11 protein-coding genes are annotated in these 16452 nt (G+C 71.3%); 10 read left to right on the forward strand and 1 reads right to left on the reverse strand.

Features of this window, described 5'->3' with window-relative positions:
* Positions 1-37 precede the first annotated feature (37 nt).
* Positions 38-658 (forward strand): hypothetical protein, encoded by a 621-nt coding sequence (locus tag DX914_RS17905; protein WP_115861350.1) that lies wholly within the window; start codon positions 38-40, stop codon positions 656-658.
* Between the two features lie 402 nt (positions 659-1060).
* A complete protein-coding gene (locus DX914_RS17910; protein ID WP_115861352.1) occupies positions 1061-1447 on the forward strand; it encodes a hypothetical protein in 387 nt (128 codons plus the stop codon).
* A gap of 90 nt (positions 1448-1537) precedes the next feature.
* Here DX914_RS17910 and DX914_RS17915 read toward each other — a convergent pair whose 3' ends face one another.
* Positions 1538-2689, reverse strand: a complete 1152-nt coding sequence (locus DX914_RS17915) for a M23 family metallopeptidase (RefSeq protein WP_147300719.1) — start codon at positions 2687-2689, stop codon at positions 1538-1540.
* Positions 2690-3101: 412 nt separating this feature from the next.
* Between DX914_RS17915 and DX914_RS17920 the strand changes: the two genes are divergently transcribed.
* The 8 genes from DX914_RS17920 to DX914_RS17955 all read left to right on the forward strand — a co-directional run bounded on the left by DX914_RS17920 (position 3102) and on the right by DX914_RS17955 (position 16366).
* A complete protein-coding gene (locus DX914_RS17920; protein WP_147300720.1) occupies positions 3102-3806 on the forward strand; it encodes a hypothetical protein in 705 nt (234 codons plus the stop codon).
* A 306-nt stretch (positions 3807-4112) separates the two neighbouring features.
* Positions 4113-6596 (forward strand): bifunctional aspartate kinase/homoserine dehydrogenase I, encoded by a 2484-nt coding sequence (thrA, locus tag DX914_RS17925; RefSeq protein WP_115861358.1) that lies wholly within the window; start codon positions 4113-4115, stop codon positions 6594-6596.
* Positions 6593-7546 carry a homoserine kinase gene (locus DX914_RS17930; protein WP_115861360.1) on the forward strand — a complete coding sequence of 318 codons (954 nt, stop codon included), beginning with the start codon at positions 6593-6595 and terminating at the stop codon, positions 7544-7546. The genes thrA and DX914_RS17930 overlap by 4 nt, the downstream gene beginning before the upstream one ends.
* Positions 7547-7645: 99 nt before the next feature.
* Positions 7646-8938 carry a threonine synthase gene (thrC, locus tag DX914_RS17935; RefSeq protein ID WP_115861362.1) on the forward strand — a complete coding sequence of 431 codons (1293 nt, stop codon included), beginning with the start codon at positions 7646-7648 and terminating at the stop codon, positions 8936-8938.
* Positions 8939-9416: 478 nt separating this feature from the next.
* Positions 9417-10079 carry an ECF-type sigma factor gene (locus DX914_RS17940; protein WP_115861364.1) on the forward strand — a complete coding sequence of 221 codons (663 nt, stop codon included), beginning with the start codon at positions 9417-9419 and terminating at the stop codon, positions 10077-10079.
* 40 nt (positions 10080-10119) lie between these two features.
* Positions 10120-13095 carry a serine/threonine-protein kinase gene (locus tag DX914_RS17945; RefSeq protein WP_115861366.1) on the forward strand — a complete coding sequence of 992 codons (2976 nt, stop codon included), beginning with the start codon at positions 10120-10122 and terminating at the stop codon, positions 13093-13095.
* On the forward strand, positions 13092-16019 hold the full coding sequence (locus DX914_RS17950) for a serine/threonine-protein kinase (protein WP_115861368.1): 2928 nt from the start codon (positions 13092-13094) through the stop codon (positions 16017-16019). Before DX914_RS17945 ends, DX914_RS17950 begins: the two co-directional genes overlap by 4 nt.
* A 158-nt stretch (positions 16020-16177) precedes the next feature.
* On the forward strand, positions 16178-16366 hold the full coding sequence (locus tag DX914_RS17955) for a hypothetical protein (RefSeq protein ID WP_115861370.1): 189 nt from the start codon (positions 16178-16180) through the stop codon (positions 16364-16366).
* The last annotated feature ends 86 nt before the right edge of the window (positions 16367-16452 follow it).

Consider the following 16452-nt stretch of genomic DNA (forward strand, 5'->3'; position numbering starts at 1 on the left):
GATTGCCGCGGGCCGGCGCGACAGCTAGCGTGTGGCGATGAACCCGACCCGCTCCCACACTCACCCCCGGGCCGCGCGCGCCGCTGCCCTGGCCAGCCTGCTGGCCCTGACCGCCGCCTGCGCCAGCAGCGGCGACCGCGCCAGCGCGAGCGCCGCCGACCCGTTGGCGCCGCTGCGCCCGCTGTGCGGGCAGGCCTACGCCGGCCGCATCGTCGCCAGCACGCCCGAAGGCGCCGACGCCGCGTTCGCCGGCCAACCGCTGGTCATGCACGTTCGCGATTGCGGCGCCAAGGAAATCCGCGTGCCCTTCCACGTCGGCGACGACCGCTCGCGCACCTGGGTCTTCACTGCCCATGGCGACGCCCTGCGGCTCAAGCACGACCACCGCCACGCCGACGGCAGCGAAGACGCGCTGACCCAGTACGGCGGCGACCAGCGCGGCAAGGCGGTGGCCGGCCGTTACGAATTCCCCGCCGACGCCTACAGCCAAGCCATGTTCCGCGCGCAAGGCCGCGCGGTTTCGGTGCCCAACGTCTGGGCGGTAGAAGTCGACGCGCAACGCTACGTCTACGAACTCGCGCGCCCGGGCCGCCTGTTCCGCGTGGAGTTCGACCTGAGCAAGCCAGTGGCGCCGCCTCCGCCACCGTGGGGCGGTTGAGCGCAAGAGCGCATGTTGCCCTCGCAACTTCTGCGTCGCTCGCCACTCAACGCCACACTTCTTGAGCCTAGCTTTTCTCCGCTCCAAAACTAGACTGCAACTGTAGCTAGAAGGAGAAGGCTCTGCATGTGGAAGCGCGCACCAGTCACGATCACGCTTGTTTCTGTAGCCGCCCTGTCCCTCGGCTTGCTCGAGGAGCAAGCGCCTGCGCGGTCGGAACCAGCGACTGTCACAAGGCGCGCCGCGGTCGCCGCATCAGACCCAGCCACCGCAATCCGTTCGCAAGCGGTCCCTTCCCGTACGAAAGCGCCAGCGCTGCCGGCTGGCGGTCAACCTGCGGTGGCGTGGCCGGCAACCGACGCCGCCATACCGGCGGCTGAGGCCGCACTGCTGACCCAAGGCATGGTCAACGATCGTGTCCATACAGCGCTCAAAGCGGCGGACTTCGACGACTTCATCGTGTCGTTGCAGGCCGCAAACGCTCCCGACGCCGGAGAACGTGGCGCGGCGTACCGCACCGAACTGGAAGATGCCTTGCAGCGCGCCCCAGAGCTGGGGCACCTGGGCCGCTTCGCCTGCGGCCATACTTTCTGCGCTGGCACGATCCGCATCGGCCGGGATAGGAAAGCGTTCGACACCTGGATCGGCGCGCTGCAAGACCAGGCGACCCTGCCCATGCCTACGCTCTCCCATCGCACCATACTCGCGCCCGACGGCTCGTCGGAGGCGCGCCTGGTCTTTACCACGCGCGGCGCAGGCGGCTTCATTTCTTCCGGCAAGCGGCCGTAGACCTCCGCTGGCAACAATGGCAACGCCCGTCCGGACGATCCGGCCGGGCGTGCCGTACGCGACATTGGGGCTAACGCCGCGAACACCGGATCACGGATTGGTGAACCAACCCGAGCAGTAGCGCGTGCCGTTCTTGGTCAGGTAGAAACGGCTGCAGTTGGTGTCGTAGCTGCTGCCGGTGGCGGTGATCTGGAAGCCCGACAGGTACACGCCGTTGAGGTGGTAGTGGCTGCCGTTGGACTTCAGCGACCAGTGCTCGTGCGGGCCGGTGGAGCTGCCGCCGTTGCACAGCGCCTGGGCCTGGGTGTTGGCCGGGTTGGCGATGCGGGTGTTGGCCGCGACGCTGGCGCCGGTGGCGTACTGGATGTTCATCAGGTGGTAGTAGGTGGTCGACCAGCCGCCGCTGTGCACCACCTCGGCGAAGCAGGACGAGTGGCGCTTGAACGAGCCCGCCGCCGACGACGACACCCAGGTGCCGCTCTGGTTGCTGCCCCAGCCGCCGCCCAGCGACATGTCCAGCGACGACATCGGGTAGTTGCCCGAGCCGGTGTTGGTATGCGCGCCGCCCACGTGCCAGCGCTGGCCGCGCGGGTACGGGAACTGCAGGAAGCCGTTGGCCGGGCCGGCCAGCGCGCCCACGTCCGGACCGGCCTGCGCGGCGAAGCGCGGCGAAGGCGCAACGGCTTTGCGCGGCTGGTTGAACAAGCCGGCGTAGATCTGCTGGAACTCGGTGTCGCCGCTGAGCGCGGCGCTGGACTCGCTGGCGCCGGCACGCGCGAACAGCGACTGCAGCGGATTCGCGCGCGCCACCGTGACCGGACCGCGCGCGTCCTCGGCGTCGCGCTCGTACAGCGCCTGGCGCAGCGCCAGCGCCACCTCGCGCGTCTGCTCGCCGAAGCCGCGCGCCTGCGCCAGCTTGCCGAACGGACGGCTCAGGCCGTCGGCCGCCGCGCGCTTGCGCGTGACCACGCCGCTTTGCTGCTCCATCAGCGCGATCAGCACCTTGGGGCTGATGCCGCTGTAGCCTGCCCAGTGCGAGATCGTCTCGCCGTAACGCGACAGGTGCGGCGCGCGCTGGGCCAGGTAGGCGTCGATGTCGAAATCGAACATCTCGTCGTAGCTGTAGATCAGGTCGCGTCCGGACAACCCTTCCGCGCCGGGCTGCGCCGCCGATGCGGTGCCGATCGCGGCGGCCACGCAGCAGGCCAGCAGCGCCATTCTTGCCAGGGACTTCTCCTTCATTGCCTTGCTCCTTGTAGGGATGGATGGGCGATCCGCATGCGCCGGCCCCGGCCGTGGGGCACCGCGCCGAGTCGCTACGTCCGGCCGAACGTGTGCGTCACTCCGCCGGCGTCCGTCGCCCGCGAGGGACGCACAGCGCGAAAACTCTGGCCTTCGCGCGCGTTGCTGTCGTGAGACGCAGGCCGCGTCCATTTAGGTTCGAATGAGACGCGTTCTTCAGTTCCGTCATTCCAATTCGCCATGAGCGCGTCGCGCGGTACATGCGCCTGCGCACGGTGCAGACGCATCGGGTGAGGCCTGTTTTCACACTGAGTGGCTTCTATGTGCGTTAGAACCGCACTCGTTCCACCTATCGGCACGGCGGCACCGCGTGCCACGATGCCGACATCGATATCCCGCAGGCTGCGGCCGCATGAACCGAACTCCGATCCGCCCGTTCGCGCCGCGTCTGCTCTTACCGCTACTGGTACTGGCCACGGGCGCGTGTTCGATGTGGCCGCTGCGCGAGGATCCGCCCGTGCCGGTGGCCGACGACGCCCAGGCGCTGTTCCGCCGGCTGTCGGCGCTATGCGGCCAGGCCTACCTGGGCCGGGTGGTGGCCGATATTCCCGAGAACGCGGCCGACCCCTACTCCGGCCGCGCCTTGGTCATGCACGTGCGCGAGTGCGGCAAGCACGAGATCCGCATTCCCTTCCAGGTGGGCAGCGACCGTTCGCGCACCTGGGTACTGGCCCAGCACGGCCACGGCCTGCAGCTGCGCCACGACCATCGCCATGCCGACGGCAGCGAAGACCCCCTGTCGCATTACGGCGGCAGCGCCGAGCGCATCGAAGTCGCGGGCGGACGCATCGAGGCCGAGTTCCCCGCCGATGCCGCCTCGCGCTCGCTGTTCCGGCGCCTGGGCCGGCCGGAATCGGCGCAGAACGTCTGGACCGTGGCGCTGGAGGGCGAGCGTTTCGTCTACAAGCTGGCCCGGCCCGGGCGGCTGTTCCGGGTGGAGTTCGACCTGAGCCGGCCGCTGGCGACCCCGCCGCCGCCCTGGGGCGCCAGCGACCCGCCGCCGGCACCGGCCAAGCCCAAGCCGGGGCGCGCGCCCAAGGCAAAAAAGCCGCGCTGAGCGGCCGACCGCTTGCCAACGCCGCCGCCGTTCGCCGCGGACCCGCTTGACGCACCGCACAAACCTCGGTTATTGCTGTCGCCCATGCACCCCGCCTTCGCCACCGTCCGCATCGCTGCCCTGCCGCAAGGCGCGGGCCCCGCCGTGCGTACGCTGTCGATTACCACTACCGGTACCACCACTACCCCAGTGGTGCGGACGGGCGTGTCCAGCTGATCGAATCACGCCGCTCCGCACCCGAACCGGGTGCGGCTGCAGGCGCTGCCACCCGGATCGCGACGCGGAGTCCCTAACGGAGCTCCTGCCATGTCGTCCGCCCCACCCGCACCCGCCGCCCCACCGCAACGCCACGTGCACAAGTTCGGCGGCAGCAGCGTCGCCGACGCCGCCCGCTACCGCGCGGTACCGCCGCTGATCGACGACGGCGCGCCCGCGCGCATGGTCGTGGTCTCGGCCATGCAGGGCGTGACCGACGCACTGGTGGCGCTGGCCGCCGCCGCGCGCGACGCGCAGGACTGGGCGCCGGCCTGGTCGGCCTTGCGCCAGCGCCACTTCGACACCGCCGCCGAGCTCGACGGCGACGGCCGCCATGGCGTGCACGAAGCCTTCGAGCGCGAGTTCGCGCAGCTGCGGGCGCAGTTGCAGGCGCTGCCGCACGGCGACGAGGCCGAGCGCCGCGCCGCCGCCCTGCCCGGCCTGGGCGAAGTGCTGTCCTCGCACCTGCTGCACGCCGCGCTCGGCGGCGACGACGCCGGCTGGCGCCGGCTGGACGCGCGCGAAGTGCTGGTAGTGCATCCCGGTGAGATGGGCGTGGGCGTGGACTGGCAGGCCAGCCGCGCGCGCCTGGCCGATTGGCGCGCGCGCCATCCGGGCGAGCGCATCGTCATCACCGGCTTCGTCGCCCGCGACGCGCAAGGCCGGGACACCACCCTGGGCCGCAACGGCAGCGACTATTCCGCCTCGATCTTCGCCCACCTGTTCGAAGCCGACGCCCTGACCATCTGGACCGACGTGGACGGCGTGCTCTCGGCCGACCCGCGCCTGGTGCCCGACGCGGTCTGCCTGCCGGCCATGTCCTACGCCGAAGCCTGCGAACTGGCGTACTTCGGCGCCAAGGTGCTGCACCCGCAGACCCTGGCGCCGGTGCAGCAGCGCGGCGTGCCGCTGCGCATCCGCAACGCCCGCAATCCGGCCGCCGCCGGCACCCTGATCACGCCGCAGCCCTCGGCCGACGGCGTGCCGGTCAAGGGCTTGAGCCTGGTCCACGACCTGGCCGTGCTCGAACTGGTCGGCAACGGCATGGTCGGCGTGCCCGGCACCGCCGAGCGCCTGTTCGGCGCGCTGCGCGGCGCCGGCGTGTCGGTGATCATGATTTCGCAGGGTTCGTCCGAGCATTCGATCTGCTGCGTGGTGCGCGCCGAGCAGGCGCAGCGCGGCCGCGACGCGGTGCAGGCCGCCTTCGCCGGCGACCTGGCCGACGGCCAGGCGCAGGCGGTGACGCTTACGCCTGAGGTCTGCGTGCTGGCCGCGGTCGGCGACGGCATGGTCGGCACCCCGGGCGTGGCCGCGCGCCTGCTCGGCGGGCTCGCCCAGGCGCGGGTGAACGTGCGCGCGATCGCGCAGGGCGCGGGCGAGCGCAACATCTCGGTGGCGATCGGCGCGCGCGACGCCACACGCGCGCTGCGCGCCGCGCATTCGGCGTTCTGGCTGTCGCCGCAGTGCGTGTCGGTGGGCCTGATCGGGCCGGGCAAGGTCGGCCGTGCGCTGCTGGCGCAACTGGCGCAGGCGCAGCCGCGCTTCCAGCGCGATTCCAGATTGGAACTGCGCCTGCGCGCGATCGCCGACAGCCGGCGCATGCGCCTGACGCCCAAGGCCATGCCCGCCGACAGCGCCATCGACGCGCTGGAAGAGGGCGAAGCATTGGACCTGGAGCGCTTCTCCGCGCACGTGCGCGCCGAACACCTGCCGCACGCGCTGATCGTCGACTGCAGCGGCAGCGACGCGGTCGCCGCCCACTACCCGCAGTGGCTGGCCGCCGGCATCCACGTGGTCACGCCGAACAAGCAGGCCGGCGCCGGCCCGCTGCCGCGCTACGAAGCCATCCACGCCGCCGTGCGCCACGGCGGCGGCCAGTTCCGCTACGAGGCCACGGTGGGCGCGGGCCTGCCGGTGATCCAGACCTTGCGCAGCCTGCTCGACACCGGCGACGAGCTCACCGAAGTCGAAGGCATCCTCTCCGGCACCCTCGCCTGGCTGTTCAACCGCTACGACGGCAGCACCGCGTTTTCCGAGCTGGTGCGCGAGGCGCACCGCCTGGGCTACACCGAGCCCGACCCGCGCGACGACCTGTCCGGCACCGACGTGGCGCGCAAGCTGGTGATCCTGGCGCGCGAAGCCGGGCGGCCGCTGTCGCTGGAACAGGTGCAAGTGGAAAGCCTGGTGCCGGCGGCGCTGCGCGAGGTGCCCAAGGACGAGTTCATGGCCCGCCTGCACGAACTGGACGCGCCGCTGCAACAGCGCTTCGACCAGGCCCGCGCGGCCGGCCTGGGCCTGCGCTACCTGGCGCGCCTGGACCGCGACGGCCGCGCCAGCGTGGGCGTGGTCTCGCCGCCGCCGGGGCACGCGGCCCTGCACGGCGCGCTGACCGACAACCTGATCCAGTTCCGCACCCGCCGTTACGCGGATAATCCGCTGGTGGTGCAAGGGCCCGGCGCGGGGCCGGACGTCACCGCGGCCGGCGTGTTCGGCGACATCCTGTCCATCGCGCAAACCCTGGGAGCCCGCGCATGAGCGCTGCACCATCCGACATCCGCAGCGCACGCGCGTTCGCCCCGGCCAGCGTCGGCAACATCGGCGTGGGCTTCGACCTGCTCGGCCACGCCATCGCCGGCCCACGCGACATCGCCCGGGTACGGCGCATCGACGAGCCGACGGTACGCATCGCCGCGATCGGCGGCGATAGCGCCGGCGCCGGCAGCCTGCCGCTGGAAGCGGCGCGCAACACTGCAGGGCAGGCGCTGATCTCGATGCGCGAAAAGCTCGGCCTGGGCCACGGCTTCGAACTGGAACTGGAGAAGGGCATTGCGCTGGGCTCGGGCCTGGGCGGCTCGGCCGCGTCCTGCGTGGCCGCGGTGGTCGCCGCCAATGCCGTGCTCGACGCGCCGCTGCCGCGCCAGGCGCTGTACGAATTCGCCCTGGACGGCGAGTCGGTGTCCAGCGGCAGCCGCCACGGCGACAACGTCGCCCCCATGCTGCTGGGCGGCGTGGTCATGGCCACGGCCACGCGCATGATTCCGCTGGCCGTGCCCGAATGGCTGCATGCGGTGGTGGTGCACCCGGACCAGGTGCTGGAAACGCGCCGCGCGCGCGCGGTGCTGGCCGATCCTTATCCGCTGCATACCGTGGTCGAGCAGAGCGCGCATCTGGCGCTGTTCCTGACCGGCCTGCAGCGCGGCGATGCCGAGCTGCTGCGCGAGGGCCTGGTCGACCTGCTGGTGGAGCCGCGCCGCGCGCCGCTGATCCCCGGCTTCGCCGAGGTCAAGGCCGCCGCGCTCGCGCACGGCGCGCTCGGCGCCAGTATCTCCGGCGCCGGCCCCAGCACCTTCGCCTGGTTCGCCTCGCAGGCGCAGGCGCAGGCCGCCGCACCGGCCATGCGCCAGGCGTTCGTCGACGCCGGCTACGACGCGCGCGCCTACGTGACGCCGGTGGCGGGACCGCGCGCGGAGCTGCTGGATGACTGACCCCACAAGCACGCCCGTTGCCGCCCGCCTGTCTTCCCCCTTTGAAAAAGGGGGACCGAGGGGGATTCGCTTTCCGGCCCCCATCGCCCGAGTCCAGCCATGAATTTCTACAGCACCCGCGGCCAGACGCCCGCCACCGCCATCGATGCCGCGCTCTCCGCCGGCCTCGCTCCCGACGGCGGCCTCTACGTGCCCGAACGCTTGCCGACGCTGCACGCGCTGCCGCCGGCCGACGCCGACCTGGCCACCGTCGCCCACTCTCTGCTCGCACCCTACTTCGCCCAATCCTCGCTGCGCGACGCGCTGCCCGAGCTGTGCCGCCGCGCCTACGACTTCCCCGCGACGCTGCGCACGCTGTCGCAGCCGCAGGACCGCTTGCTGGAGCTGTTCCACGGCCCCACCGCCGCGTTCAAGGACTACGCCGCGCGCTTCCTGGCCGAAGCGCTGGCCGGCCTGCGCGACGAGCGCTCGGCGGACACCACCATCGTCGTCGCCACCTCCGGCGACACCGGCGCCGCGGTCGCTGCCGCCTTCCACCGCCGCCCCGGCTTCCGCGTGCTGATCCTCTACCCCGACGGCCGCGTGTCGCCGCGCCAGGCGCACGGCCTGGGCTGCTGGGGCGACAACGTCCGGGCCCTACGCGTGGACGGCGACTTCGACGCCTGCCAGCGCCTGGCCAAGCAGGCGCTGGCCGACAGCGAACTGCGCGCCGCGCGCCCGCTGAGTTCGGCCAACAGCATCAGCCTGGGCCGGCTGCTGCCGCAGGCCGCGTACTACGCGCAGGCCGCGCTGCGCCACCACGCCGAACACGGCACCACGCTGAACTTCATCGTGCCCACCGGCAACCTGGGCAACGCCTGCGCCGCCATCGTCGCGCAGCGCATGGGCCTGCCGATCGGCGAGATCCGCCTGGCCACCAACGCCAACGACACTCTGCCGCGCTACCTGGGCGGTGCCGACTACGCTCCCCAGCCCACCCGCGCGACCCTGGCCAACGCCATGGACGTGGGCGCGCCCAGCAATGTCGAACGCCTGCGCCACTGGTACCGCGACGACGCCGAACTGCGCGCCGCCGTGCATGCGGCCAGCGTCGACGACGCCAGCATCGTCGACACCCTGCGCCGCGCGCCGCAGCGCCACGGCGTGGTGCCCTGCCCGCACACCGCGACCGGCCTGCATGTGCTCGAAGGCCTGCGCGCCGACGGCGACACGCGCCCCTGGGCGGTGGTCGCCACCGCGCACCCGGCCAAGTTCGACAGCATCGTCGAACCGCTGGTCGGTCATCCGGTGCCGCCACCGCCGCCGCTGGCCGCCTCGCTGGCGCAACCGGCCTCGGCCGAGCCGCTGGCGGCGGATTACGGCGCGCTGCGCGATCGCCTGCTCGCAGACTAGCGGCGTGCGCGATCGCAAGCAGCGCTGGCGATCGCGCACACGCAAACGAGTCGCGGCAGTCCTGCGCTCGACTGCGGACGGAGCGCAGCCGAAGGGCGAGTCACCCACGCCCGGCGTTGTCGTTCCGCTCCGCCGCCTGCCGCAGGAAACGCGTGAAAAATGCGTACACACAGCGCATCCATAACGCCATTGAAGTGCCTAAACGCGCAGTGCATCGCAGCAGGATGCGCCGCTCGCACGCGCGGCGCTCGCGCAACGCTTCGGCTTGGCTTATTTTTCCCCGGTGGAAACTTCCGTAACGCATCCCCCTGCCTATTTGCGTTCCACCGCGAACGCCGCACACGACAGGCGCGGGGCTCGTGCGCGACGCAGCGGCGCACCTGAACCGCTGGCGTCGTTGGCCGGATTCGACAAGCCCATTGCGTTGGCGTATGAAGAGAATCAAGAACCACTTCTCCGATCCGGATCAAAACGGGACATGACTGAGCAGGAGCCCGACGCAGCACGCAAGACCGGGTCCGGCGGCGCGGCGGGCTTCGATTTCGGCCGCGCCACCATGAACTCGGTCACAGAACTAATCCATGCCGCGCAGAACGGCGAGCGCGGCGCCTGGGACCGGGTCTACGCCCTGCTCTACGAGGAACTGCACAAGGTCGCCGGCCTGCACCTGCGCAGGCGCTGGCGCGGTGGCGAGCGCTCGCCGACCTCGCTGATCAACCGCACCTGGCTGCGACTGAACCAGGATCAGGTCACCCTCAACAATCGCCAGCACCTGCTGTCGGTGCTGTCGCGGGCGATGCGCTACGCCATCCTCGACGAAGTGCGGCGGCTGCAGACCAGCAAGCGCGCCGAGCACTTTTACCCCGACGAGCTGGATAACGCGCCAGAACCCTCGCACGACCCCGAACTGCACCAATTGGTCGCCATCGACCGCGCGCTCACCGATCTGTCGGCGATCGACGCGCGCCTGGGCCAGGTGGTGGAGATGCGCTACTTCGCCGGCATGAACGAGGCCGAGATCGCCGAGGTGCTGGGCGTGACCGAGCGCACCGTGCGCCGCGACTGGCGCAAGGCGCGCGCATTCCTGGCCGCGTCCCTGGGCGATTCGGCGCAGATCGCCGATCCGCCCGATCCCGACTGAGCCTGGCGCCGCAGCGCACGCGGCCGCCTGAGACTTGGCCATGAGCAGCCTCGACCCGCGCGCGCTCGCGCTGTTCGACGAACTGATCGACTTGCCCACCGCCGAGCGGACGCGCCGCTTGGCCGCGCTGGCCGCCGAAGACGCGCCCTTGCATGCCGCGGTGCGCGCGCTGCTGCTGGCCGACGACGAGCACACCGGGCTGCTGGACCGCTCTGCGGTCGAAATCGTCGCCGCGCACCAGTCGGAAGAAGAGCCCGACGAAGCTCCGGCCGGCGAAGACCCGCGCCTGGGCCGGCGCTTGGGCGCCTGGCGCCTGGACCGCTTGATCGCGCGCGGCGGCATGGGCGACGTGTACGAAGCGCATCGCGACGACGACCAGTACCAGCAGCGCGTCGCGATCAAATGCGTGCGCGCCGAACTGGCCTCGCCCGAACTGGTGGCCGCGTTCCGCGACGAGCGCAACCACTTGGCCCGTCTCGACCATCCCGGCATCGCCGCCCTGATCGACGGCGGCGTCGAGCCGGGCGGCCAACCCTGGTTCGCGCTGCGCTATGTCGAAGGCGAACCGATCGACCGCTGGTGCGACCGCCGCCGGGCGGGCCTGCGCCAGCGCGTCGAAGCGCTGATCCAGGCCGTCGACGCGCTGGCCTACGCGCATGCGCAAGGCGTGCTGCACCGGGACATCAAGCCGTCCAACCTATTGGTCGATGCCGACGGCCGCGTGCAGCTGGTCGACTTCGGCCTGTCGGCCACCTTCGAAGCCATGGCCGGCGTGCAGGAAGCGCGCATCGGCCTGACCCCGGATTACGCCGCGCCGGAAGTGCTCGACCACGCCGTGGCCGGCACCGCCGCCGACGTCTACGCCCTGGGTGTGCTGATGTACCGCCTGCTCAGCGCGCAGTGGCCCACGCCGCAACACAGCCTTAGCGCGCTGATGCCCAATGCGCCGCGGCAGCGGCCTCAACCGATGCCGCAGCGTCTGGCGCGGTTGCGCGACCCCGCCGAAGCCAACGCCATCGCCCGCCAACGCGGCGTGGCCAGCGCCGCTGCGCTCGCGCGCGAGCTGGCCGGCGATCTGTCGGCGATCGCGCTCAAGGCCGTCGCCGCGCAGCCGCAGGACCGCTACGCCAGCGTGCGCGCGTTCGCCGACGACCTGCGGCGCTGGTGCGAACACCGCCCCGTGCACGCGCGCCCGCTGGGGCCGTGGGCGCACGCGCGCAAACTGGTGCGCCGCCACCGCATCGCCGCCGGCCTCAGCGCGGCCTTGCTGCTGGTGCTGTGCAGCGGTCTGGGCATAGCCCTGTGGCAGCACCAGCGCGCGCTGCGCGAGGCCGAGGCCAGTCACGCGGTCAGCGAGCTGTTCGCATCGACTTTGGGCAACGCCACACTGTCCGGATTGGGCACGGCGGCGTTCTCCTCTCAGGATCTGCTCGACAAATCCGAATCCGAGCTGCGCAAGCTGGACTTGCGCGGGCAACCGCAACTGCAAGCGCGCAGCTTCGCGACCCTGGCGCGCAGCTACGCGGTGATCGGCGACTACCGCCATGCCGACGCGCTGGCGGCCGAGGCGCAGCGTGCGCTGAACGGCGAAACCGACGAGGAGGGGTATGTGGCGGCCACCCGCCTTTCCCTGCTCAACACCCGCGGACGCTACGCCGATGCCGCACGGCTGGCGCAGACCCAGCTGGGCGAACTGGAAGGCCGTCACGACCCCGCCGCGCATCAGAACAAGGTCACCTACGGCGTCGAACTGGCGCTGGCCCAATGGGGCCAGGGCGATCCGCCGGGCGCGCTGCTCACCCTGGACCGGACCCTGTCGCAGGCGCGAACGCTGAGTCAGGGTCGCGACGAACTGACCGCGCAGCTGCTGATCCTGCGCGGCGATTTCCGCGCCCGACTGCTGCGTCAGCGCGAAGCCGAGGCCGATCTGAAGCGCGCCATAGCGCTGGCCGAACCGATCAACCCGGTGCTGGCCGACGACGGGCTGGAACAGCTCGCCCTGATGCTCAACCGCGGCCATATCCCCGCCGGCCTGGCCATGGCCGAACGCCTGCTGCAGCACCGCCGCCGCACCCTGGGCGAACGGCACCCCAAGACCGGACGCGCCTGGGTGCTGCTGGGCTACGCCCAGTACACGCATGGCCAGCGCGACCTGGCCAGGCCGCAGATACTGGCCGGGCAGAAGCTGATCGAAGCCGCGTACGGCCACGAGCACCCCGAGTACGCCGCATCGCTGCTGCTGGCGTCTCCGGCGCTGGCCGGCCAGCGCCGCAACAACGTCGACGCCCTGCGCGAGGCCGTGGGCATCTATGAGCGCACCTTGGGCCCGAAGCACGAAAGCACCCTGGCCGCGCGCCTGCAGCTGGCCGCGCGCCTGCACGACCTGCCGCCGGAGACGGTCCGGCCCAGCGATCATCTGCAGGCCGAGCGTATGCTGGAAGACAACATCCGGATCAAGCGCGCCGCCGGCCTGCCGACCACGCTGGAAACCATCTTCCTGGCCCATTCGCTGCTGCTGCACGGTCCACGCAGCGAGTTGCCGCGCGCCGAGGCCCTGCTGGCCCAGCTGCGGCCGGACGCGCCACGCCACTTCGATCCGGACAACCGCTACCGGTTGATGATCGACCAGTTCTGGATCCAGGTGCGCTACCTGGGCGGCCATCGCGCCGAGGCCGATCGCGAATTCGCCCGCACCATCCGGCAGCGCGGAGGCAAGCCCGGCTTCGTATCCAACCTGACGGTGCACGATTCGTATTCGTACCGCGCGCTGTACGCTTACGAAACCTGCCGCCGCGGCGAAGCCATCGCCCTGCTCGAGCGCACGGTCGCCGCCGACCTCCGCATCTTCGGCGAAGAGGGCTTCCCGACCCGCGACGCCAAGGGCTACCTGGACAACCTGCGCCGGCACGGCCGCATGATCAACACCACCGGCGCGCAACTGGTCCCGGCCTACGAACTGGCTGAAGCCAACGCGCGCGCAGCGCGTTGCGGACCGCGTGCGGCCACAGGCCCATGACCCGCATTGGCGCGCGCGCACTGGAATTGTTCGACGAGCTGATCGATCTGGCGGAGACCGAGCGCGCGCAGCGACTGCATGAAGTGGCCATGCAGGATGCGGCGCTGCATGCCGCGGTCATGGACCTGCTGCGCGCGGACGGCGATGCCGCCGGCTGGCTGGAGCATTCGCCGGCCGAGCTGATCGCGGCCAGACAGACCGCCCTCCAACGCGACGAAGCCGATCCCGCACCGGACCCGCGCGTGGGCACGCGCCTGGGCCCGTGGCGCATCGATCGGCTGATCGCGCGCGGCGGCATCGGCAGCGTGTACGAAGCCCACCGCGACGACGGCCAGTACCAGCAGCGCGTCGCCCTCAAATGCCTGCGTGCCGAACTCAGCGGCCGCGAGCGTATCGCCGCCTTCCTGACCGAACGCCAGCACCTGGCGCGGCTGGACCATCCTGGTATCGCCGCCGTGGTCGACGGCGGCGTCGAACCGCAGGGCCAGCCCTGGTTCGCGATGCGCTACGTCGACGGCGAGCGCATCGACCGCTGGTGCGACCGCCACCGCGCCAGCGTGGCCCAGCGCGTGGACTTGCTGATCCAAGCGGCGCAGGCGCTGGCGCACGCCCACGCACAGGGCCTGGCGCATGGCCACATCAAACCCTCCAACCTGCTGGTCGGCGCCGACGGCCGCGTGCAGCTGGTGGACTTCGGCCTCTCGGCCGCCTTCGTCGGCCTGGTCGGCGCGGACGAGGCCCGCGACCGCAGCGCGGCGGGGCCGGCCACCGACGTCTACGCGTTGGGCGTGCTGATGTACCGCCTGCTGAGCGCGCAATGGCCCACGCCCTTGCACGCCTTGGGCGCGCTGATCCCGGGCGCCATTCCCGGCGAGCGCCAGTCCATGGACCGTCTGCTCGCGCAGATCGCCGATCCCCAAGAGCAGCAACGCATCGCCGATGCGCGCGGCACGGCCCATCTGCCTGCGCTGATGCGCCGCCTCGGCGGCGACCTGTCGGCCATCGCGCTCAAGGCGGTGGCGCCGCAAGCGCAGGACCGCTACGCCAGCGCCAGCGAATTCGCCGAAGACCTGCGGCGCTGGCGCGAACACCGGCCCGTGGACGCGCGCCCGGTCGGCGCCTGGACGCGCGCGCGCCTGCTGCTACGCCGCCATCCCGCCGCCTTCGGTCTGGTCGCCATGTTGCTGCTGGCCATCGTCGGCAGTTCCATCCTGATCTACTGGCAAAGCCAGAACACCTTGCGCGAAGCGCGCGCCTCGCAGGCGGTCAGCGCCCTGTTCGCCGCCACGCTGGGCACGGCGACTTTGTCCGGTCTGGGCGCCGCGCCGTTTTCTTCGCAAAGCCTGCTGCAGAAGACCGAAACCGAATTGCGCAAGCTCGATCTGCGTGGGCAGCCGCTGCTGCTGGCGCACAGCTTGGCGACCCTGGCGCGCGGCCGCGCGACCATCGGCGACTACGCCCGCGCCGAGGCCCTGGCCGACGAGGCGCAACGCGCGCTGCAAGGCGAGCCCGACGACGAGGGCTACGTCGCCGCCACCCGCATCGCCATGCTCAACACCCGCGGACGCTACGCCGAAGCCGCCGCCCAGGCGCAGGCGCAATTGGACGAGCTGCGTGGGGAGGGCGACCGCAGTTCGCGCCGACGCAGCGCCGGCCTGGGCATGGAATTGGCCCTGGCGCAGTGGGGGTTGGGTCATCCCCCCGATGCCTTGCGCTCGCTCGAAGCCGCGTTGCATTCCGCACGCACGCTCGGCTCGGGCAACGAAGAACTGCTGGCCCAGCTATTGATCCAGCGCAGCCGCTTCCGCTTCCAGTTCCTGGACATGACCGGCGCGCGCCGGGATGCGCAGCAGGCCATCTCCTTGATCGATGCGCGCAATCCAGTGTTGGCCGACGACGCCCGCGAACTGCTGCTGGAGGTGTCCATCCGCAATCAGATGCATCCTGACCTGGCGCTGGCGCAACGCATACTGAGCGGCCGCCGCCGAACGCTCGGCGATCGGCATCCCAAGACCGGCATGGCCTGGGTCTTGCTGGCGTACGCGCAGTTCCCGCCCAAAACCGATCCCGCACTCGCGCGGCGCAACGCCGCCCACGGACTGACCCTGGTCGAAAGCGCCTATGGCCGCAACCATCCTCAGTATGCACTGGCCTTGCTCAACGCCTCCAGGGCGATCGCGCGCGGATCGATGGACAACGCCGACCAACTTCGCGAAGTCCTGCGTATTTTCGACCGCACCTTGGGCCCGAGCCACGCACTCACCATACGTGCGCGCGGCATCCTGGCCGCACGTCTGCAAGAACAAGCGCCGGCGCTCGCGCGGCCCAGCGATATCCGCGAATCCATCGCCCTCCTGCACCAGAACTACGAATTCAACCGCAAGATCGGCATTCCTCTGACCTGGGACGAGGTCTATCTGGCTCGCGCGTTGATCCTGCACGGACGCCGCGAGGACTTACCGCGCGCGCAAGCGCTGTTGCGATCGGCCGACCAGGGGTTCGCACGCTATTTCGCGCCGGGCGACGGAAGGCTGCCCGAGACCGGCGCCTATCTCGGCGACGTGCTGCGCTACCTGCAAGGTGGGCGCGCTGAAGCCGATATCGCCTTCGCCGCTGCGATCGAGCGCTATCGCGACAACGATTCCTTCGTCGCCCGCCAAGCCCTGCGCGATTCGCTGCTGTACCGCGCCTTGCACGCTTACGAAACCTGCGACCGCGACCGCGCCCTGGCCTTCCTGGATCAGGTCCTGGCCGTCGACCGGCTCAGCTTGCGCGAGCAGGACGTGGCTCCGCGCGAAAGCCGCGGCTACCTGGACGCCCTGCGCCGCCACGACCGCATGATCAACACCAGCGGCGCCTACACCATCCCCGCCTACGCGCTGGACGAAGCCAATGCGCGCGCGGCGAGTTGCCGGCCACGCTGAGGCACGGCCGCGACAAGCCGCCTGCCGCACCGCAACACGGCTAAAGCGCGACGTCCGCCGAAAACCGGCGCATCCATGGCCGCCGCCATGCCCGGTTTTGTCCCCATCGCGCGATATCTCTTGCACGAGCGCCGGACCGACGGGCGCAGGCCTCCGCCATGCCCGACCCACGCGCCCGCGCCTTGGAGCTGTTCGACCAATACGTCGAGTTGGCTCCGCGCGAACGCGTCCGCGCCTTGGCCGTGCTCAGCGTCGCCGAACCGGCCGTCCATGCGGCCCTGGTGGCCCTGCTGCGTGCCGACGACCGCCATCGCCGCCCCGAGGCCGGGCCGCGCTACCACCACTAGAACGCTCCGCGCGGGGCAGCCGGCCCGGCGGCCCGCTGCCGACGACCCTAGACGGCCCCGGCGGCCACCCCCCCACCGCCCGCTCT

The sequence above is a fragment of the Lysobacter silvisoli genome (assembly GCF_003382365.1).
In the GTDB taxonomy this organism is placed as follows: Bacteria; Pseudomonadota; Gammaproteobacteria; order Xanthomonadales; family Xanthomonadaceae; genus Lysobacter; species Lysobacter silvisoli.